We start from the raw sequence: 20,772 nt of genomic DNA, 5'->3' as shown, positions 1-20,772 counted from the left end.
GCAAGCCTCCGAACGACGCCTCGCGCAGCTCGCAAAAGCCTCCGAACGGTTCGCCGCTCAAGCGTCCGTCCCCACACGCCTCCGACAGCTCGCACGGCTCCGTCCCGCACGCCGCCGACCGCCCACCCTTCGCGGCTTCGTCCCGCCAGCCCCCAACCGCTCGGCCTCTCACAGCTCCATCCCCCAAGCCCCCGACCACGCCCCTCAGGGCCCCGCCCCGCACGCCTCCGGTCGCGGATAGCCCTCCGCGCAGATCCTCGCCTCGGCCGCCGCGACCGACAGCGACCACCTGATGATCCGCGCGTCGTTCGCCCCCGACACCACCTCGTCCTCCCGCGTGAACGCCACCGCCTGCACCGGCCCGGCGTGCCCGGTCAGGGTCGTGCCGGTGCGGGTGCCGAGGTCCCACACCACCACGGCGTCGTCCTCTCCCCCGGACGCCAGCGCCGCGCCGGACGGGCTGAACGCCAGCGCCACCACCGGTGCCGAGTGGCCGGTGAGCGTGAACAGCTCGGCGCCGGTGGCCACGTCCCAGACCTTCACCGTCCGGTTGGCGCCCGCCGTGGCGAAGCGCGTGCCGTCCGGGCTGACAGCGACGTCGCGCACGTCGCCCTGACCGGTGCTGACGCGCCGTTCCAGCCTGTCCTCCGCCACGTTCCACAGCATCGCGCCGCCCGCCGGGTCGGTGGAGATCAGCAGGCGGCCGTCGGGCGTGAACTCCAGCGCGCTCGCGATGTACGGGCCGCCTGAGAACGTTCCCCGCACGAGGCCGGGCAGGCTCCAGCGGAACCGGCCGAGCGACGCCGTGACGAGGCCGCGCCCGTCCGGCTGGTACGCGATGTCGGTCGACGCGCCCAGACCGCTGTAGGACAACGACGACAGCCGTTCGCGCCGGGCGACGTCCCAGAGCGAGATCGTGTGGTCGCGGGTGAGCGCGGCCAGCCGGGAGCCGTCCGGGCTGAACGCCACCGACTCGACGCGGTCCGCGTGACCGTCCAAAGTGGCCAGACCGGTTCCGTCGAGGTCCCACAGCCGCACGGTTCCGTCGTCTCCTGCCGAAGCGACGGCGCCTTGAGCGACGTCGATGTCGTTGATGCCACCGGCGTGCCCGGTGAACGGCGGCACGGCGTCCTCGCGCACCGCCACGATCCGCCCGTAGCCGCCGGAGACCAGCAGCGTGCCGTCCCGGCCGAGCGCGATCGCCCTGGACTCGGTGCGGCCGCGGTCGCGGTAGGTCGTGATGGGACGCGCGGTGCGGAGGTCCCAGATCGTGACGAGCCCGTCCTCGTCGGCCACCGCCATCCGCCCGCCCACCGGCCCGGACGCCTCCCACGCGTAGGCGCCCTGCTTCGGCAGCTCGGACAGCAGCTTTCCGTTGGCGTCCCAGAACTTCACGCCCTCGCGCAGGGTCGCGGTGACGATCTGGTCGCCGTGGAACCCGACGTTGTTGACCTCCAGCGACGGGATCCTGCCGACCTGCGTGCCGGTCGCGGCGTCCCACACCGCCGGGTGTTCCTGGCCGTTCGCGGTGACCAGCAGCCTGCCGTCCGGGCTGAACGCCAGCGCGTTGACCTCGTGGGAGTGCGTTGTGAACGTGCGCTTGGTCCTGGTGGCGACGTCCCACACCTCGACCGCGCCGCCCTCGACGCCGACCGCGAACGACGTGCCGGACGGGTGGAACGCGAGCCCGGCGGTGATCGTGCCGAACTGGTGCGAGAACACGGCCTTGCCCGTCGTGAGGTCCCAGACCACGACATCGCCGCGACTACCGCCCAGTGCGGGCAGCGACGCGTTCGAGGCCAGGAACCTGTCGTCCGCGCTGAACTCGGCCTGCCGGGCGTAGCCGCCGTCGGTGAACGTGTTGTGGTCCGCCAGCAGCAGCTTGCGCGACCTCGTCTCCAGATCCCACACCGTGACGTGGCCGTCCCGGTCAGCGGTCGCGATCACGTCACCCTGGTTGGACACGCTCACATCGAGCACGGGTGGGCCGTCGGCGTTGAGCTCGATGCGGCGGCGGGGCGCGGACGCGGTGCTCAGCAACGCGCCTCGGGTGTCGTCGTCGGGATGCAGCCGGTACGCCGCCATGGCCTGCTGCCCGGCGAGGTCGGGGGCGGTGTCGACGAGCCCCCGCGCGGACAACGCGATCTGGTGCGCCTGCTCGATCCGTTGGCGCAGCTGGGCTTCCCGCGTCTGCCACCAGGCGACGCCCCCGCCGCCCGCGGCCAGCAGCAGCAGGACGCCCATGATCGCGACGAGCCTGGTCAGCAAGCGGTTGCGGCGCTTCACCGTCACCTGTTCGGCCTCGTCACGCCCGCGGCTGGCTGCGAGGAACGCCTCCTCGGCCGCGTTCAGCTCGCCGGAGTGGTCCTGCGCCCAGGCCGAGGCGGTGAGCAGCTGCGCGCCCCGGTAGAGCGCGCCCTCGTCGTGCGCGAGCTCGGTCCAGGTGTGGGTGGCGGCGGTGAGCCTGCGGTGGACCAGCAACGTCGACCGGTCGTCGGACAACCAACGCTGCAACCGGGGCCAGGCGCGGATCAGGGCCTCGTGCGCGATCTCGGCGGTGTCCTCGTCGAGCACCACCAGCCGTTCGGCGACCAGCCGGGCGAGCACGGCGTCGATCACCTCGGGCCCGGCGACGCCGTCGAGCTCGGCGCGGCGGATCGGCCTGCGGGTGTCCTCGGTGCCGTCGCCGAACGCGGTGAGCCGCACCAGCATCCGGCGCATGGCCTGCTGGTGTGCGTCGTCCAGCTCGTCGTAGGCGCGTTCGGCGGTCTGGGCGATCGCGCCCCGGACCCCGCCGCCCGCCCGGTACGCGGCGAGGGTGAGTTCGGTGCCCGACCGCTGCCACGTCTCCACGAGCGCATGCGACAGCAACGGCAGCGCGCCCGGCTCCGCGTCGACGTCGGCGAGGACGGTCGCGAGCAGGTCGGCGGAGACGGACAGCCCGCTCATGGCGGCCGGGCGCAGCACGATGTCCCGCAGGTCGGCGGTGGACGGCGGCCCGACCAGCACGGTGGCCTCGTCCGCCAGCGCCTGGACCAGCCCGGGGTGCTGCGTGACGTGGGCGAGGAAGTCGGCGCGGACGCCGAGCACGACCCGTGTGCGCCGGTGGGGTCCCTGGGCGGCGTCGAGGAGCACGGCGAGGAACTGTGAGCGTTCACTTTCACTGGCGCACAACGTGAACAGCTCTTCCAGCTGATCGACCACGAGCAGCACGCGCACGTCGTCCGGACCGCCTGCGAGCGCGGTGCGGACCTCGACGTCGAACGCCGCCGGGTCCGCGGCGAGGTCGGGCCGTTTGCCGGTCAGCGCGGCCAGTGCCGATGTGAGCGCTGCCATCGGGTGTGCGGTCGGGGTGATCACGACGGGCCGCCACCGGTCGTCCAGCCCGCCCACGACGCCCGCCCGCAGCAACGACGACTTGCCGCTGCCGGACGCGCCGAACACCCCGACCACGGGATGGCGGTCGATGCGGCGGTGGACGAGCTCCACGAGGTGGCCGCGGCCGAAGAACCACGGGTGGTGCTCGGGCTGGTACGCCATCAGGCCGCGGTAGGGGCAGTCGGCGCGGGTGGTCCTGGCCGGTGCGGGCTCGGCGATCGGCGTGCCGTGCAGCATCGTCTCGTGCAGGGCGCGCAGTTCGGGGCCGGGTTCGATGCCCAGGTCCTCGACCAGTCGTTCGCGGGCCCTGCGGAACACCTCCAGCGCCTCCGCCTGCCGGGACGCGCCGTAGAGGGCGGTCATCAGCCTGGCGTGCAACGGTTCCCGGTACGGGTTCGCCTCCACCAGCTCGGTCAGGCCGCCGATCACCTCGGCGTGCCTGCCCAGCGCGAGCTCGGCGGTGGCGCGGGCCTCGGCGGCGCGCAGCCGTGCCTCGTGCAGGCGGGCGGCGAACTGGTCGGGCAGGTCCGGGTACGCCGGTCCCCGCCACAGCGCGAGCGCCTCGGTGAGCAGGTCGGCCGCCTGCCGCGGATCCGCCGTCCGGCCGGCGTCCTCGGTCAGCTGCTCGAAGCGGTCGGCGTCGAGCTCGCCGGGTTCGATCCGGAGCCGGTAGCCGGACGGTTCGCGGGTGATCCGGTCGCCGAGGTCGAGGGTGCGCTTGAGCTGGTGGACGTAGAGGCGGACGTTCTCCCGCGCCGAGGCGGGCGGGACCTCCCAGAGCGTCTCGATCAGCTGCCGCGACGAGACGGGCGTGTTCGCGTGCCGCAGCAGCACCGAGAGCAGGGTGCGTTGCTTCGCCGACCGCAGCGCGACGTCCTCCTCGCCCACCGCCACGGCGATCGGACCGAGCACCCGGAACCGCACGCACCCTCCCCCGATGATCGGCGCGAACGTTAACAACGACCTGGCGTTATACGCAGCCGATACGCGGAAATACGGTCCTGTGCCGAGCGTTCCGGAACGTGCGAACCATCCATGTCTCGCTGTCGCTGCGCAACGTCCTGCTGGCCGACAAGATCGCGTCCCTGCTCGACGCCGTGCCGTGGGCCGTGCTGGGCACGCCCGCCGATGTGAACGTTCTCGACGCCTCGTGCGCGTCCGGTCCGGGGACCGTCGCGGTGCTGCCGTCGTCCGACGCGGTGGAAGGGCTGGTGCGGCTCGGGGTCACCGGGCTCGTGCTCGCCGACGACCCGCTGGAGGACGTCGTGCGGGCGATCCACGACGTCGCCCGCTTCGGTGGCTGGGTGTCGCCGAGGCTGGTGCCCGCGTTGCTGCCCGGTCCCCCGCCGGCGTCGCTGACCTCGCGTGAACGCGAGACGTTGCGGCTGGTCGCCGAGGGCCGCGAGAACGCGGAGATCGCCGAGGCCATGTTCATCACCGTGAGCGCGGTGAAGTACCACGTCTCCAACCTGCTGAGGAAGTTCGGCTGCCGGGACCGCACACAACTGGTCTCGCGACTAGGGCGTCCGCTGGCCGTGCGTTCCTAGCGTGCAGCCCATGAGAATCCTCGTTGCCGCCCTGATCTCGTTAGGGGTCCTGCTGGGGGTCGTCACCCCGGCGCAGGCCGCGCTCCCCGCGTGGCCGAACGTGAAGACCGGCCAGACCGGCGCGAACGTCCTGACCGCGCAACACCTGCTGCGCCACCGCGGCTACAACATCGGCGCCGACGGCGAGTTCGGCCCGGCCACCGAGGCCGCGGTGAAGCAGTTCCAGAGCGCCAACGGCCTGTCCGCCGACGGTCAGATCGGCCCGAACACCTGGCCGAAGCTGATTGTGAGCGTTCAACAGGGCAACAACAGCAACGCGGTGCGGGCGGCCCAGGTCCAGCTCAACCGCTACGGCTACAACCTCGCCGAGGACGGCGACTTCGGCGGCGGCACCCACAACGCCGCCGTGGCGTTCCAGCGTTCCAAGAGCCTCACCGCCGACGGCATCGTCGGCCCCAACACCTGGCAGACCCTCGTCGGCGGCTCCGGTTCCGGCGGCGGAGGCGGCACCTACAGCCTGCCGCTCGCGAAGAGCGCCCTGCCGCGCAGCGAGTACGACGACCCGCACCACGACTACCCGGCCATCGACCTCCCGGTGAACAGCGTCCCCGCGTACGCCATGGTCACCGGCACCGCCTACCGCATCAACGAGCCGAGCGGCTGCGGCAACGGCCTCCGCATCGTCAAGAGCGGCGTCGACTACATCTACTGCCACTTCTCGTCGTGGTCCGTGGCCAACGGCGCGTCGGTCAAGGCAGGCGACCGCGTCGGCACCACCGGCAACACGGGCAACTCGACGGGCCCGCACCTGCACGTGGCCATCAAGATCAGCGGAACCTCCTACTGCCCGCAGAACTTCCTGCTCGCCATCTACGACGGCCGCACCCCGCCGGCCCCGTCCTCACTGCCCCGCACGGGTTGCTTCTACTGAGTCCCCGTAACGACGCCAGCGGGCCTCCGATCCAGGTGAGTGACGTTCTCGCTCGTCTGATCGGAGGCCCGCCCGGTGTGGCACGCACCCCGCTTCCGGTTCCGGCTCGCGATCGCCGGAGGTACCGCGCTGCTCCTGTTCGGCGCGATCATTTCGATCGGGCCGATCGACTGGACGGCCGCAGCGGGCTTCCTCCAGCGGCACGCGCTGCAGATCGCGCTGTTCGGCGGCGGCTTCGCACTCCTCGGCCTCGCGCTCCGCCGCCGACCCCGGCGGCCGGCGTCGCTCGTGCTCAACCCAGCCTTGATCGCCGGAGCGGCTGTCGCGGTCGCGCTCATCGGCTGGGGCGCGACGAGTTGGCTGTTGTCGGAAGCGAACCAGGCTCCCGCCGCCGCACGGCCGCAGGCGCGGGTCGAGGCGATCAAGACAGGCCTGGGCACGGCGGCCGGGGCGGGTGGTGTCCTCGCGCTGTTGCTGGCGGTGCGGCGGCAGTGGCACCAGGAGATCACCGCCGTGGACACCAACCTCGACGCGTCCGAGAAGCGGATCACCGAGCTGTACACGAAGGCGGTCGAACAGCTCGGGTCCGACAAGGCCGCCGTGCGACTGGGTGGCCTGTACGCGTTGGAACGGGTCGCACAGAACAACGAGCCACAACGCCAGACCATCGTGAACGTGTTCTGCGCCTACCTGCGGATGCCCAACACCTACGAGGCCAACGAGCGCGTCCAGGAACTCGAAGTCCGGTCGACCGCCCAGCAGCTGCTCCAGACGCACCTGCGCAGGACCATGCCGGAAACGTTCTGGCGTGGCATGTCCATCAACCTCAATGGCGCCGAACTGATCAGCTTCAACCTAGGCTACTGCGAGGTGGCGGACGCATCGTTCGTCAAGGCTCAGTTCACCGAGTTCTCGTGGTTCAGTGGCTTCACGGCCTTGGGCAACTGCAACTTCACCTCTGCGAGGTTCTCCGGGGCCGTCACCTTCGGCATCCACTACCACGGCGACGGTCCCCATAGGAGAACGAAGATGAGCACCGCCGAGTTCGACGACACTGAGTTCCTCGGCGGCGTCTTGGGAATCGTGCACGTAGAGTCCAGGTCTTGGTGGCATGACGGGCCACCCACCCTGTGCGAGCTCCAGCCAAACCACTTGGGCGAGTGCAAGACGTCATCCGAGCCGGCTTGACGCGTCTGCCAGCACCCCTATGGCACTTCGGTAGTTCTACTCACGGTGAGCGACCACACAGGCCGCCGAGGAAACACTCGGGGCACCAGAACCGTTGTACAGGTTGGTCGGTGCGGTCCGTGTCCCCCGGGCCTCACCTCAACGCCTCCGCGGAAGACCACGAAAGTGGTGCCGCGCAGTGCTTTTCGCCGAGAGGCGACCGATCGCACCGGCCTCACCAGCTCGCCCGCAAGCCGTCAGCCTCCCCGACAGGCGGCTTGAGGGCGATCGTGGCCGGCGCGGAGCTCTCCTGCCGCGCCGGCCACTTCTTCTTGCACGAGAAGGTCTTTCGCCTTCGGCGGGGTGACCGGCCACACAGTTCACGTTGGAACACAACAGAACCCCGCGCCGTTGTGCAGGTTGGTCAGTGCGGAACGAGTCCCCGGGCCCCAACTAGAAACGCCTTCGCGGAATACCGTTCGGCTGGAACCGCGTTGTGCCCACCGCCGCGAGGCGACCGCCGCGCCGACCAGCAAGCTTCGCCCTCGAGCCGTACACCCCCAGGCGGCTTGAGGGCCTTCCCACCCGCATTTCCCTGCACCACCAAGACTCCTGGTGAGCGAGCACACAGATCACCGGGAAACACAACGGAACCCCAAGCCGTTGTACGAGACGGTCGGCGCGGAACGAGTCCCCGGGCCCCACACACAACAGCCTTCGCGGAAGACCGGTACGTCCGGAGCCGCGTCGAGCCACTCGCCGAGAGGCGACCGCCGCACCGACCACCTCACGCTTCGCCGCCGAGCCGCCCACCCCCCAACGGCTCGGTGGCCTGCCGCCCCCAGGCTGCCGGCCTCCCCCAGGCAGCATGGGGGCTTTCTCATGCCCGCGAACGGTCGAGGGCTCGGGCAGGAGGTGGCGCGAGAACTGCCCGCTGGAGACGGGGCGGGCGGAAACGCATTCCGCCGCAGGAAGCACCGGCGCGGTGTGCGCCGGCCGGGGCGAACGCTCAGGTGTTGGGGGAAGACGGGCAGGAGGTGGCGCGAGGACCGTCCGCGGGTGGAGGTGCGGACGGAGACGCGTCCCGCCGCGAGACGTACCGATGCGGTGCGCCAGTCGGGCGAACGCCCGTCCCGCAGTCCAGGTGCGGCTCTGGGCCGCAGATCAGGTGGTGACACGGTGTGCGCCAGCCGAGGCGAACGCCCGGCCCGGTGCAGGTGCCACCACCGTTTGGCCGCGACGGTGAATCGCTGCCCGCCATGCAACCCCGGCGGCGGATCGCGTGCCACTACCGTTGCACCGCAACCGATCGACCGCCAGGTCGGCGGCCGAGCGGTCGCGGCCCTGGCGGTGCGGCCGGGTTCGCGGCAGGCCGTCAGGCGACGCCGGCGGCGATCAGCTTCTCCCAGATCTCGCCCTGGTCGACCACCTCGACGCCGAGCTTCTCCGCCTTCGTCAGCTTGCCGGCGCCCACGCCCTCGCCCGTGATGAGCAGGTCGGTGGTGGCCGAGACGGAGGAGGCGGCGGTGGCGCCCGCGCGTTCGCACATCTTCTGGAACGTCGGGCGGGTCACCTTCTCGCCGGAGCGCGGGTCGCTGATCGAGCCGGTGATGACGACCGACTTGCCCTCCAGCGGTGCGCCGGCGACCACCACCGGGGGGAGGTCCTCCTCGCGGACTTCGAGGGAGACGCCTCGGTCGCGCAGGCGTTCGATCTCCGGGCGCAGGCGGGCCAGGTGCTGGGTCAGGGACTCGGCCACCTTCTGGCCGATGTCCTCCACGGACACCAGCTTCTCCACGCCCGCGTCGGCCACCTCTTCCAGGGAGCCGAAGCCCGCTCGGCACAGGCGGGCCGCGGTGCCTTCGGAGGCCATCGGGATCGAGAGGCCGATCAGGGCCCGGCGCAGGCCGACGGAGCGGCTGCGGTCGATCGACTCGATCATGCGCGTCGCGGAGATCTCGCCCACGCGGTCGAACTCCAGCAGGCGTTCCTTGGTCAGGGTGTAGAAGTCGGACGGGTTCACCAGGTCGCCGGTCTCGGCGAGGCGTTCGATCCACACCTGGCCGATGGCGTCGATGTCGGCCGCCGCGCGGGAGGACCAGTGGATCAGGCGGCGGACGGTCTGGGCGGGGCAGACCGCGTTGGTGCAGAACAGCTCCCGGCTGTTGCCCTGTTCGGTCAGCGGTTGCGCGCACGACGGGCAGTCGGACGGCGGCACGATCTCGCGTTCGGTGCCGGTGCGCTTCGACTCGTCGAGGACGCCCGCGACGAACGGGATCACGTCGCCCGCGCGGCGCACCAGGACCGTGTCGCCGATCTTGATGCCGCGCGACCGGATGACCTCCTGGTTGGCCAGGGTGGCGCGGGTGACCGTGGTGCCGCCGACGAACACCGGCTCCAGCCACGCGACCGGCGCGATCTTGCCCGTCTTGCCCACGTCCCAGACGACGTCGACCAGCACCGTCGTCTTCTCCTCCGCCGCGAACTTGTACGCGATCGCACCGCGCGGCGACGACGAACGGGTGCCTGCGGCGGCGAACGCGTCACGGTTCGCCAGGCGCAGCACGGCGCCGTCGAGGTCGTAGTCGAGCTTGTTGCGGGCCTGCTCGATGCCGCCGATCAGCTCCTGCGCCTCGGCGGCGGACGAGCAGTGCTTCATCTCCGCCACGCTGAAGCCCAGCTTGCGCAGGCCCGCGTCGAGGTCGGAGTCGGCGCTCTCCGGCTCGGTCGTCAGGTCGAACGCGAAGAACTGCATCCGCCGCCCCTCGACGGCCTTGGGGTCCTTCGCGCGCAACGTGCCCGCGGCCGCGTTGCGCGGGTTGATCAACGGCTTGTCCGGGTGCGCCGCGTTGTACGTGTCGAACGTGGACCGCAGCATCACGCACTCACCGCGCACCTCCACGCGGCCCGGCGCCTCCACCTTGTCCGGCACGCCGTCGCACAGAGCGCGCGTGAGGAACGTGACGTCGTCCCCCGTCGTGCCGTCGCCCCGCGTCACCGCCCGCGCGAGACGCCCGTTCTCGTACACGAGCGCGAGAGACAGCCCGTCGAGCTTCGGCATCACGACGACCGGCTGGCCGGGGAACCGCGCGAAGAACGACTCGACCTGCTCCGGCTTGTTCGCCTTCTCCAGCGACAGCATCGGCCGCGAGTGCCGCACGGGCGCGTGCAGCACCGAAGGCGCGCCCACGTGGTCGAGCGGGTTGTCCTCCGGCGCCAGCTCAGGGTGCTCGGCGACCAGAGAACGGAACTCGTCCTCGATCACGTCGTACTCCGCGTCGGCCACCAGCGGCTCACCCTGGTAGTACGCGTCCCGCAGCTCGACGATCCGGGCGGCGAGCTCCTGAATCCGATCCCCAGCAGCACTCATGGGCGGGACGTTACCCGGCACCACCGACAAAAACGGCCGGTCGAGCCTGGAGGCCCGCTCAAGTCCCGCTCGAACTCACCCGAACAGGCCGATCTCGTGCGCCACGATCCCGCACCGGTACACCAGATCGGGTCGCACCTGGCTGATCATCTCGAAGTCGGCCGACCGCAGCACCCGCACCAGATCGGTCCGCCGGTCCGGCGCGTGCCGGTACCCCTGCTCGTGCAGCCGCAGCCACGCGTCGAGCATCGCGATCTCGCACCACTGGTCGATCCGCGGCGCCCCGAGCCCGTCGAAGACGTCGAGCAGCTCCTCGTCAGCCCCTCCCCGGCCGATCCGGTCGCACAGTTGCACGACGAACGCGCTGCTCTCCGCCAGTGACGTCTTCGCCAGCTCCCGCAACGTCTCCGCGCCCACGGTGACGTCCCGCCGCAGGCACTCCAGCACCAGATCGGGGAACCGGTCGGCCCACCACAGGTAGTGCGCGGCCCGTTCCCACGGCTCCACGGGCGACGCCGCGAGCTCCAAGACGGCCCGTGCGTAGTGCACGTCATAACGCGCCGCGGGGAGGGCTTCGGCCATGTAGCTCAACGCCTTGCCGGCGGCGTCACCGACGAAACGCGCCTCCAGGACCGCCTCGCGCAACCCGTCGGCGTCCACAGTGGTCCCGATGCCGAGCACCGGCGACGACGGCTCGTCCCAGCTCACGTACAGCAGCCCCACGAGTTCCCGCCAGTCCGCATCGGACAGTTGCGACCGCCAGAACGCCGCCAGCCGGGGCCAGTCGTCCACGCCGATCTCGCGCGCGGAGCACAACGGGGCGAGCGCCACGTGCAGCAGCACGAGGTTGAGCGAGTAGACCGCGTTCCGTTGCGAGAACGCGAACAACCGCCGCACCACCCCCGCCAGCTCGGCGCGGTCGGCGGCCGCGTCCGCCAGCTCGGCCAGCAACGAGACCACCCGCGACGTCAGCGGCTTCGGCGACAGCAGGTCCCACATCCGGCCCCGCGCGCCCAGCGCGGTCCAGATCCGCCTGGCCAGCAGGTGCTCGCCGAACGCGGCCTGGAGGAACTCGTACCTGCCCGACAGCGGCCCGAGCGCCGACCCCCGCTGCAACGCGTTGTCGACGGCGTCGTAGAGCGCCAGCATCAACAACAGCAACGGCTGTTCCGCGAACGGCCGATGAGCGAGAGCGACGGACAACGGCAACGGCGACAGCCCGCGCTCGGCGAAGTAGCAGACGTTCGCGGAGCCCCACACCTCCAGCCACTCCGCGATGTCGTCGTCGGAGAGCGGCGGCACGTGCAGCACCTCGGCCCCGTCGAGTCCCTCCCTGCTCGTCACCACGACGGCGACGCCCCGAGCGCGCTGGAGCTCCAGCAGCTCGGGCCTGATCCCGTCGGCCAGCACGACGGCGGCCCCGTCCGGCACGGCCGCGGGGTCCCTGACGACGGTGAACCCGCTCGCGGGCAACCTCGCCGCCAGCACTTCGACCAGCACCGACTTGCCCGAACCCCGCCCACCCACGAGAGCCAGCGGGCGGAGCGCGGCCACCGGTGACCTCAGATGCGCCACGATCCGCTCGTAGAACGCCGGATCGACGTGCGCCTGGGCGACCAGCGGGATCTCCAGCCCCTCCGGCACCTCCCCCAGGTCGATGATCGGCCGGTCGAGCTCGCGAAGGTTCCCCACCCCTCCGAGTCGACCAGCGATCCGCTCCGCGCGCCGCCCGCGCACGACGACAGGTCGTTTGGGACCGTTGAACGGCAACCGGCGATCGGCCGAACGGACCAGCCGCGACGAAGTCATGTACTCGTGTGCACTACAAGCGCGTCCACGAACAACGGCCACACGGCTCGTGGCAGGTCATGCCCCACCGAGTCCAGCACCAGCAACGACGCACCAGGCACCGCATCGCGCAACGCCTCCCCGTGCGCCAACGGATAGACGGGATCTATCGCACCGTGCACCACCAACGTCGGTGCGACCACGTCTCCGAACCCACCACCACGCGGAGCGTCGAATTCCATGCAGAAGTGGTTGGTCATGGCCGACTGGATGTTCACGGTCCGTGCGACGTCTTCCACGGCCAACGCGCGCACGGCGGCCTCGTCGAAGTACGGCGACGCGCCCGCATAGGCCCGTAGCGCCGACACGATGTTCTCCACGTCAGACGACGCCTCAGCAGACGACGCCTCCAAGAACTCCGGGGTCATCTCCGGCAGCCCAGGATCGCCGGTCGTGGTCGCCACGAACGTCAGCGACGCCACCCGCGCAGCGTGCTCGACGCCCAACGCCAGCGCGATCGCCCCGCTCATCGACCGCCCGACCACGTGCGCACGCTCGACCCCGAGTGCGTCCAAGATCCCCACGGCGTCCAGCACGAGATCGGACAGCGCGTACCCGGGCGACCCAGGCGGATAGCTCACGGACAACCCGGTGTCGCGGTTGTCGTAGCGGATCACGTACCGACCGCGCGCCGCGAGAGAGGCGCACAACTCCGTCTCCCACCACAACATGGACGCGCACGCACCATGAATCAGCAACACCGCCGGATCAGCAGAAGACCCGAACGTCTCCACACACAACTCCACGCCGTTGACGAGCATCACCGCACCGCCGGTCCATCGCGCAGAACGCCCCGAACGTGATCCAACGAGAGAGAGGCGGGGTCGAACGCCGTGAGGCACCAGGTAGCGCCAGCCGCCGCATAAGCCGAGACATCAGCCCCAGGCTCGACCTCGCAGACGTAGTCGAACGGCCCCGAAGAGGTCCGCAACGCCTCCACCTGACCGACGGCGTCCGCGAACTCCGCGGCCGACGACAGGTTCACCGGGAAGAAGCCGTCCAGCCCGGCCGCCCGCCGCATCGGCCGCGCGTTCCCCGGAAAACCCGCCGCCCACACCGGCACGCCAGGCCGTTGCACCGGACGCGGAAGGAACGACACACCGTCCACTGTGTAGTGCTCGCCGCGGTGCCGCACGACCTCACCGCTCCACGCGGCGCGCAGCACGGCCAGCGACTCGTCCAGCATCCGCCCGCGCACCCGGTCGTCGCACTCCTCGCCGGTCCGGGAGAACTCCCCGGCGAACCGGTCGCTGCCGAGCCCGACCCCGAGCACGAGCCGGCCGCCGCTGAGCACGTCCAACGAGGCGGTCTCGCGGGCCAGCTTGACCGGGCGGCGGCGGGTGATGGCCGAGACCATCGGCCCGAACCGCAACGTGGAGGTCGCGCAGGCGATCGCGGTCAGCGTGATCCACGGATCGGCCACGTGCGTCACGGGCTCGCGCCACCGCACGTGGTCCCACACGAACAGCCCGTCCCAGCCGGCCTCCTCCGCCTCCCCCGCGAGGCGAGCCACCAGCCCCGGATCAGCGAGGACGTCGAACAACGGCAACCAAAGCGCACATCGTGGGTTCATGCGACCAACGCTAGGAACGCACGACCATAAACAAAAGCGATAGATTCTGTTCAAGGCAACAAGCTACGCTTATCGAATGCTCGACCTCCGCCACCTCGCCACCCTCGACGCAGTCGCCACCGAGGGCACCTTCGGCCGCGCCGCCGACCGCCTCGGCTACACCCAGTCGGCCGTGAGCCAGCAGGTGGCGGCCCTCGAAAAGGCCGTGGGCGGCACGGTGTTCGACCGCCCGGGAGGCCCGAAACCGGTCCGCCTCACGCCGCTCGGCGAGGTGGTCCTGCGCCACGGACGCGACCTGCTGGCCCGCGCCCAGGCCACCGAGGACGCCGTCGAACGCTTCAAGGCGGGCGAGGGCCGCGTCGACATCGGCACGTTCCAGAGCATCACCAACGTCCTGCTCCCCGCAGTGGTGCGCAGGCTCCTCGACGACCACCCGAACGCCGACATCCGGCTGTTCGAGGAGGAGACCGACCAGCCCACCGCCGACGGCCTCGACCTGGTCTTCTTCGACGGCAGACTCACCGGCGACGTCGAGCAGACCAAGATCCTCGACGACCCGTACGTGCTGGTCACCCGCCCGGGCCAGTTCGCAGCGGGCCCGGTCCCGCTGGAAGTCCTGCACGGCGCGGCCATGGTCGCCCAGCCCCCGATCTGCGACCAGGCCAGGGTCGAACGCGTCTACGCGGAGCACGGCGTCGCACCCCTGATCGTGTTCCGCACCGCCGACAACCGCGGCGTGCTCTCGATGGTCCGCGCCGGCATGGGCATCGCCGTCATGCCGAAACTCGCGCTCGACGACACCAGAGGCCTCGCCACCCACGACCTGGCCCCTGCGCTCGCGCCGCGCGAGATCTACCTCGCCTGGCAGGCGAACCGCACCCTGTCCCCGCTCGCCGCCAAGGTCGTCGAGCTGACCAGGCAGACCGCGAAAACCCTCTAGTCGCGCGGCCCGCGCAACGTCAGCACCACCCGCAGCACGTGCTCGACCGCGGCCGGGAACACGGCGCCGCGCAACTCGTCGCGGTGCACCAGGGTCTGCCCGGCGAACTCGACCATGCGCTCCGGCCCGACCCGCCGCACCACCAGCGCGGCGACCTCCTCCAGCTCGAGCCGAGGGTTGTCGAGGCGGGTCAGCGCGAACTCGACGATCAGCTCCTCGTCACTCACGGCACCCCAACCCTTCAGTTTCTCCCACCGATACACGTCGAAAACATGCGCTGGACCGATGATCCACGCCACCCGCACGCTGTCGAGCATGAAGTTCTCGCGGCCAGCAGCCCGCAGCTGGAGATGCCCGCCCGCTCCCGCCGAGGTGCGGGACTTCCACGCGGGGCTGCCCGACTACGCGCCCACTCCGCTGACCGAGCTCCCGAGTCTCGCCGCTGAGCTCGGAATCGGCCGACTGTTCGTCAAGGACGAATCTTCCCGGCTCGGCCTGCCCGCTTTCAAGGCTCTCGGCGCTTCGTGGGCGATCCACCGGCTTCTCAAGGACGCGAACGGCCAGGTCACGTTCACCACCGCGACGGACGGCAACCACGGCCGCGCGGTCGCCAGGCTGGCCCGCCTGAACGGCCACCGGGCCCACGTCTTCGTCCCCGACACGGTTCCCGCACTGGCTATTGACGCCATCCGCCGGGAGAACGCCCAGGTCACGGTGGTCGACGGCACGTACGACGACGCGGTGGCACAGGCCGCGCGGGCCGGCGGTGTCCTCGTGCAGGACATGGGGTGGCCGGGCTACGAGCAGGTGCCGGCGTGGATCGTCGAGGGCTACGGCACGCTCTGCCACGAGATCGACGAGCAACTGCCGTCAGAACCCGACCTCGTCGTCATCCCGGTCGGCGTCGGCTCGTTCGCCCAGGCCGTGATCACGCACTACCGCAGCTACAGCGGCACCCGGCTGCTCGCGGTCGAACCCGACACCGCCGCCTGCGTCTTGCAGAGCCTCCAAGCAGGAGAGCTCACGACCGTGCCGACCGGCGACACGATCATGGCCGGGCTCAACTGCGGCACGCCGTCCGCCACCTCGTGGCCGTACCTGAGCAACGGTCTCGACGGCGCCGTCGCGATCTCCGACGACGACTGCACCAAAGCCGTGGAGGACCTCCACGCGCTCGGCGTCCACTCAGGACCCTGCGGCGCCGCCTCCCTCGCCGGGCTCCGCGCCGTCCGCGCGGACCTCGGCGATCTCGACACCGTCGTTCTCATCAGCACGGAAGGACGCCCGTGAACCCTCGTGACCTCCTCGCGGACCTGATCGCGATCGACTCGGTCAACCCCGACCTCGTCCCCGGCGGCCGCGGCGAAGGCGAGATCGCCGACTTCTGCGCCACCTGGTTCCGCACCAACGGTTTCGAGGTCCACCGCCTCGAACGTCGACCGGGCAGGCCGTCGATCGTCGCCGTCAGGAAGGGCAGCGGCGGCGGGAAGTCGTTGATGCTCAACGGCCACCTCGACACCGTCGGGCTGGCGGGCTACGACGGCGACCCGCTCGCCCCCAGGACCGAGGACGGCCGGATGTACGGGCGGGGCACGTTCGACATGAAGGGCGGCATCGCGGCCATGATGGTCGCCGCCGCCCGAGCCACCGAACGCCCGCTCAAAGGTGACGTCATCGTCGCGTGCGTTGCCGACGAGGAACACGGCAGCACGGGCACAGCGGAGGTGCTGGAGTCGTTCACGGCCGACGCCGCCATCGTCACCGAACCCAGCCACCTCGAAGTCACCCTGGCGCACAAGGGTTTCGTGTGGTTCGACGTCGAGATCGCGGGCCGGGCTGCCCACGGGTCGCGCCCGGAGCTCGGCATCGACGCGATCGCCAAGGCAGGCCACTTCCTGGTCGCCTTGGAGCAGCTCCAAGAAGACCTCGCGAACGGTCCACGACACCACCTGCTCGGCACCGGCACCGTCCACGCCTCCCTGATCAGCGGCGGCGAGGAGGCGTCCACCTACCCGGCGACCTGCAGGATCACCCTCGAACGCCGCACGGTCCCCGGCGAGTCACCGCAGCAGACCCACCAGGAGCTGCAGACCATCCTCGACCATCTCGCGAAGACCGTCCCCGACTTCACGGCCACCCTCACCCGAGGCCTCGCCAGGGACCCGTTCGAGGCCGACCCGGAAGCCGAGATCGTCCGCACCCTCGTCGCCCACCTCGGCGCACCCCCGATCATCCGCGCCGAGCCGTTCTGGACCGACTGCGCGCTGCTCGACCAGGCGGGCATCCCCTGCCTGCTGTTCGGCGTCGACGGCGCGGGCGCCCACGCGGCGACCGAGTACGTCGACCTGGCCTCGCTCGACCGGCTGACCGAGGTGCTCACCAGCACGATCAAGGCCTTCTGCGACTAGGTTCTTGCCCCGGGGACAGGGGGAACCGGGGATGCCACGCAAGGAAAGACCGCTCGACGCGGGCGATTCAGCTGTGCTCACGTTCGCGCGGGAGCTCAGGTCGTTGCGGGAACGGGCGGGGAGCCCGACCTACCGCCGGCTCAGCTCGCTGACGCACTACTCGGAGGCGGCGCTGTCGCAGGCCGCCGCCGGGCGCAAGCTGCCGACGTTGCAGGTCACGCTGGCCTACGTCCGGGCGTGCGGCGGGTCGGAGGAGGAGTGGGAACGCCGCTGGCACGCGACGGCGGCCGACGAGCCGCGGCCGGAGCACGACGTCAGCTCGCCCTACGCGGGCCTGGCGCCGTTCGGGCAGGACGACGCGGAACGGTTCTTCGGCCGCGACCGGCTGATCGACCAGCTCGCCGACCGGGTCGGGTCCCAGCGGGTCGTGGTGGTCGTCGGCGCGTCGGGCGCGGGCAAGTCGTCGCTGCTGCGAGCCGGCCTCATGCCCAGGCTCCCCGAAGCCGTCCTGTTCACGCCGGGCCAGCACCCGCTCGACGAGTACGCCAAGGCGGCCAGGACCGCGGACACCGTGCTCGTCGTCGACCAGTTCGAGGAGATCTTCACCCTCTGCGAGGACCGCGACACCCGCCGCAGGTTCGTCGACGCGGTGACCACCCACCGCGTCGTGCTGGGCGTGCGCGCCGACTTCTTCGGTCACTGCACGGACTTCCCGGTGCTGGTCGAGGCGATGGGCAGCGGCCAGGTCGCGGTCGGCCCGATGAGCACCGACGAGCTGCGCGCCGCGATCGTCCAGCCGGCGCGCCGGACCGGCCACACCGTCGAGACCGCGCTGGTCGCCGAGCTCGTCGCGCACTGCGCCGACCAGGCGGGCGCGCTGCCGTTGCTCTCGCACGCACTGCTGGAGACCTGGCACCGCCGCAAGGGCAACACCCTGACGTTGCAGGGTTTCCGCGCCGCCGGTGGGTTCGAGGGCGCGCTGACCCGCACGGCCGAGTCGGTGTTCGCGGGCCTCACCGAACGGCAGCAGGAGCTCGCGCGGTCGTTGTTCCTCAGGCTCACCGCGATCGGCGACGGCACCGAGGACACCAAACGCCGGATCAGCCGCCGCGAGCTGGACGACGACCCGGACACCGCGACGACCCTGGAGGCGCTGACCACCCACCGGCTGATCACCGTCGACCGCGACCGCGTCGAGATCACCCACGAGGCGTTGCTGCGCTGCTGGCCACGGCTGCGCGAGTGGCTCACGGCCGACCGCGACGGACTGCGCGCCCACCGCGACCTCGCCGAGTCGGCGGCCGTGTGGGAGTCGTTGCACCGCGACCCCGGCGCGCTGGTCCGGGGCGCGCGGCTCGGCGCGTTCCGGCCGTGGCTGCTCGCCCCACCGCACCCGCTGACCGCGCGCGAACGCGAGTTCCTCACCACCAGCGTCACCGCCGAGTCCGCGGAGCTGGCCGGCACCCGGCGGGCACGACGCCGCCTCCAGGTCCTCGTCGGCCTGCTGACCCTGTTGCTGATCATCGTGACCGGCATCAGCGTGACGGCGATGCAGGCCACCTCCGAAGCGACCCGCCAGCGCAACACCGCGCTCTCCCAGAAGGTCGCGCAGGACGCGAAACGGCTGCGCGGCACCGATCCGGCACTGGCCGCCCAGCTCGCGCTCGCCGCCTACCGGCTCTCCCCCACGCCCGACGCCCGCAGCGCGGTGCTCAGCTCGTTCACGCCGTTCTACTCGACCCGCCTGACCAGCCACACCGACAACGTCAACTCCGTCGCGTACACGCCGCAACGCAAGCTGCTCGCCAGCGCCGGACGGGACCACACGGTGCGCGTCACCGACGTCGCCGACCCGCACCACCCGCGTGAGATGGCGACGCTCAGCGGCCACACCGACAACGTCGTGAAGGTCGCGTTCAACGCCGACGGCACGATCATCGCCACGGCCGGATGGGACCGCACGGCCCGTTTGTGGGATTCGAGCACCGGCGCGTTGCTCACCACCATCCCGCACGACGACCAGGTCAACGCGGTGGCGTTCCACGGCAACGTCCTCGCGACGGCGAGCACCGACAAGACCGTGCGGCTGTGGGACCTCACCGATCTCCGCGCCGCCCGCCAGACCGCCGTGCTGCCGCACCCCGACTCGGTCATCTCGCTCGCGTTCGGCACCGACGAGCTCGTCGCGGGCACGTGGGACGGCAGCACGCTCGTCTGGGACCTGACCGGCACGCCCACCAGCCGGGTGCTGCCCGGCAAGGGCCCGGTGCACGCCGTCGCCGTCAGCCCCGACGGCACCACGATCGCCACCAGCCACGACCGGGACGTCAAGCTCTGGCCGAGGACCGGGGAGCCGCGCACGCTGACCGGGCACACCGACGTGGTGCGCGGCCTGGCGTTCAGCCCTGACGGCCGGCTCGCCAGCACGTCCGTCGACCGCTCGGCCCGCGTCTGGGACCTCACCCAGGCCGACCCGCTCGTGCTCACCGGCCACACCGCGGGCGTCGTCGGGGCCGCGTTCGCCGGATCGGTGCTGGCCACGGCGAGCGACGACCACACCGTCCGGCTGTGGGACCTGCCCGGCGAGCTCCTCCAGGCGCACAGCGACTCCGTCTACTCCGTCGCCACCCACGGCACGATGATCGCGACCGGCGGCTACGACCGCATCGTGAAGCTGTGGCAGGACGGCCGCCTGCTGCACACCCTGACCGGACCGGACGGCCCGGTGAACGCGGTGAGGTTCTCGCCCGACGGCAAGACCCTGTACGCCGCGAGCGCCGACCACCGCGTGCACCGGTGGAACATCAGCGGCACGCCGGCGAAGCTCCCCGACCTCGCCGGGCACTCCGACGCCGTCAACGCCCTCGCGCTCAGCCAGGACGGCAGCACGATCGCCACCGGTGGCACCGACCGCACCATCGTGCTGTGGGACGCGCGCACCGGCACGTCGATCGGCACGCTCCTCGGCCACTCCGAGTCGGTCGAGGCGCTCGCGTTCAGCCCCGACGGCCGCCGTCTGGCCAGCGGTTCGTCCGACTTCAGCGCCCGGATCTGGGACGTCGCCACGCGCCGGGTGAGCGTTCACCTCACCGGCGGGTCGCACGCCGTGAAGTCCGTCGCGTTCAGCCCGGACGGCAGGCTCCTCGCCACCGGCGGCACCGACTTCGCCGTCCGCCTGTGGGACGCGGGCACCGGCACCCCGGTCGCCGAGCTCACCGGACACACCGACACCGTGCACGCCGTCGCGTTCTCCCCCGACGGCACCACGCTGGCCAGCGCGAGCGCCGACCACGACGTCCGGCTGTGGCACGTGGCCGGCCGCACGCCGTTCGCCACCCTGTCCGGCCACACCGAACGGGTGTACGCGCTGACGTTCTTCCCCGACGGCCACACGCTGCTCAGCGCGGGTGGCGACCGGACCGTGCGAGCGTGGGAGGCCGACGTCGAGCACGCCGCCGAACGCGTCTGCGCCGCGGTGTCGCCGCTCCTGTCCGCCCCCGACTGGAACCGCCACTTCCCGGACGTCGACCCCGCCCCGCCCTGTCCGTGATCGTCAGGCCGACGATCGCGGCAGACCCACTTCCTCACTCATCGGAAGATCCCCCTTCTC

At 71.3% G+C, this 20,772-nt stretch carries 13 protein-coding genes; 7 read left to right on the top strand and 6 right to left on the bottom strand.

All coding sequences use genetic code 11. From position 1 onward, the window contains the following. Nucleotides 1-204: 204 nt before the first annotated feature. Nucleotides 205-4,302, bottom strand: a complete 4,098-nt coding sequence (locus ACFWNN_RS05470) for a BTAD domain-containing putative transcriptional regulator (RefSeq protein ID WP_382438640.1) — start codon at nucleotides 4,300-4,302, stop codon at nucleotides 205-207. 98 nt (nucleotides 4,303-4,400) lie between these two features. On the opposite strand from ACFWNN_RS05470, the gene ACFWNN_RS05465 reads away from it, so the two are divergent. The 3 genes from ACFWNN_RS05465 (at nucleotide 4,401) to ACFWNN_RS05455 (ending at nucleotide 7,044) form a co-directional block, all read left to right on the top strand. Then, complete coding sequence (locus tag ACFWNN_RS05465; RefSeq protein WP_382438639.1) at nucleotides 4,401-4,925, top strand: LuxR C-terminal-related transcriptional regulator; 525 nt, start codon at nucleotides 4,401-4,403, stop codon at nucleotides 4,923-4,925. A 10-nt stretch (nucleotides 4,926-4,935) separates the two neighbouring features. Further along, on the top strand, nucleotides 4,936-5,856 hold the full coding sequence (locus ACFWNN_RS05460; RefSeq protein WP_382438638.1) for a peptidoglycan-binding protein: 921 nt from the start codon (nucleotides 4,936-4,938) through the stop codon (nucleotides 5,854-5,856). A 75-nt stretch (nucleotides 5,857-5,931) separates the two neighbouring features. Beyond that, nucleotides 5,932-7,044 (top strand): hypothetical protein, encoded by a 1,113-nt coding sequence (locus tag ACFWNN_RS05455; protein ID WP_382438637.1) that lies wholly within the window; start codon nucleotides 5,932-5,934, stop codon nucleotides 7,042-7,044. Between the two features lie 1,354 nt (nucleotides 7,045-8,398). On the opposite strand, the gene ligA is transcribed toward ACFWNN_RS05455, so the two are convergent. From ligA to ACFWNN_RS05435, 4 genes are all read right to left on the bottom strand, one after another. Next, entirely contained in the window at nucleotides 8,399-10,393 is a 1,995-nt protein-coding gene (ligA, locus tag ACFWNN_RS05450; RefSeq protein WP_382438636.1) for an NAD-dependent DNA ligase LigA, read from the bottom strand. Nucleotides 10,394-10,468: 75 nt separating this feature from the next. Then, nucleotides 10,469-12,085, bottom strand: coding sequence for a hypothetical protein (locus tag ACFWNN_RS05445; RefSeq protein WP_382438635.1), 1,617 nt, complete (start codon nucleotides 12,083-12,085; stop codon nucleotides 10,469-10,471). A gap of 113 nt (nucleotides 12,086-12,198) precedes the next feature. Next, nucleotides 12,199-13,002, bottom strand: coding sequence for an alpha/beta fold hydrolase (locus ACFWNN_RS05440; protein WP_382438634.1), 804 nt, complete (start codon nucleotides 13,000-13,002; stop codon nucleotides 12,199-12,201). Beyond that, nucleotides 13,002-13,814 (bottom strand): LLM class flavin-dependent oxidoreductase, encoded by an 813-nt coding sequence (locus tag ACFWNN_RS05435; protein WP_382438633.1) that lies wholly within the window; start codon nucleotides 13,812-13,814, stop codon nucleotides 13,002-13,004. The genes ACFWNN_RS05440 and ACFWNN_RS05435 overlap by 1 nt, the downstream gene beginning before the upstream one ends. A 76-nt stretch (nucleotides 13,815-13,890) precedes the next feature. On the opposite strand from ACFWNN_RS05435, the gene ACFWNN_RS05430 reads away from it, so the two are divergent. Continuing rightward, nucleotides 13,891-14,754, top strand: coding sequence for a LysR family transcriptional regulator (locus ACFWNN_RS05430; protein ID WP_382438632.1), 864 nt, complete (start codon nucleotides 13,891-13,893; stop codon nucleotides 14,752-14,754). Here ACFWNN_RS05430 and ACFWNN_RS05425 read toward each other — a convergent pair. Then, nucleotides 14,751-14,981, bottom strand: coding sequence for a hypothetical protein (locus ACFWNN_RS05425; protein WP_382438631.1), 231 nt, complete (start codon nucleotides 14,979-14,981; stop codon nucleotides 14,751-14,753). The genes ACFWNN_RS05430 and ACFWNN_RS05425 overlap by 4 nt on opposite strands. Nucleotides 14,982-15,039: 58 nt before the next feature. Here ACFWNN_RS05425 and ACFWNN_RS05420 point away from each other — a divergent pair, with 58 nt between their 5' ends. Genes ACFWNN_RS05420 through ACFWNN_RS05410 form a run of 3 tightly spaced genes read left to right on the top strand, consistent with a single transcriptional unit; the run spans nucleotide 15,040 to nucleotide 20,712 of the window. After that, on the top strand, nucleotides 15,040-16,044 hold the full coding sequence (locus tag ACFWNN_RS05420) for a pyridoxal-phosphate dependent enzyme (RefSeq protein ID WP_382438630.1): 1,005 nt from the start codon (nucleotides 15,040-15,042) through the stop codon (nucleotides 16,042-16,044). Beyond that, nucleotides 16,041-17,162 (top strand): ArgE/DapE family deacylase, encoded by a 1,122-nt coding sequence (locus ACFWNN_RS05415; RefSeq protein WP_382438629.1) that lies wholly within the window; start codon nucleotides 16,041-16,043, stop codon nucleotides 17,160-17,162. Before ACFWNN_RS05420 ends, ACFWNN_RS05415 begins: the two co-directional genes overlap by 4 nt. A 31-nt stretch (nucleotides 17,163-17,193) precedes the next feature. Then, on the top strand, nucleotides 17,194-20,712 hold the full coding sequence (locus ACFWNN_RS05410; RefSeq protein WP_382438628.1) for a helix-turn-helix domain-containing protein: 3,519 nt from the start codon (nucleotides 17,194-17,196) through the stop codon (nucleotides 20,710-20,712). The last annotated feature ends 60 nt before the right edge of the window (nucleotides 20,713-20,772 follow it).

This window comes from Lentzea sp. NPDC058450, assembly GCF_042721395.1.
Classification (GTDB): domain Bacteria; phylum Actinomycetota; class Actinomycetes; order Mycobacteriales; family Pseudonocardiaceae; genus Lentzea.
Note: the sequence above shows the minus strand (reverse complement) of the source record. Positions and strands in the feature narration are given on the sequence as shown.

Coding starts and splice junctions, on each gene's coding strand:
- ACFWNN_RS05420 (WP_382438630.1), top strand. CDS start 15,040: ATGATCCACGCCACCCGCACGCTGTCGAGCATGAAGTTCTCGCGGCCA.
- ACFWNN_RS05435 (WP_382438633.1), bottom strand. CDS start 13,814: ATGAACCCACGATGTGCGCTTTGGTTGCCGTTGTTCGACGTCCTCGCT.
- ACFWNN_RS05430 (WP_382438632.1), top strand. CDS start 13,891: ATGCTCGACCTCCGCCACCTCGCCACCCTCGACGCAGTCGCCACCGAG.
- ACFWNN_RS05440 (WP_382438634.1), bottom strand. CDS start 13,002: ATGCTCGTCAACGGCGTGGAGTTGTGTGTGGAGACGTTCGGGTCTTCT.
- ACFWNN_RS05460 (WP_382438638.1), top strand. CDS start 4,936: ATGAGAATCCTCGTTGCCGCCCTGATCTCGTTAGGGGTCCTGCTGGGG.
- ligA (WP_382438636.1), bottom strand. CDS start 10,393: ATGAGTGCTGCTGGGGATCGGATTCAGGAGCTCGCCGCCCGGATCGTC.
- ACFWNN_RS05410 (WP_382438628.1), top strand. CDS start 17,194: ATGCCACGCAAGGAAAGACCGCTCGACGCGGGCGATTCAGCTGTGCTC.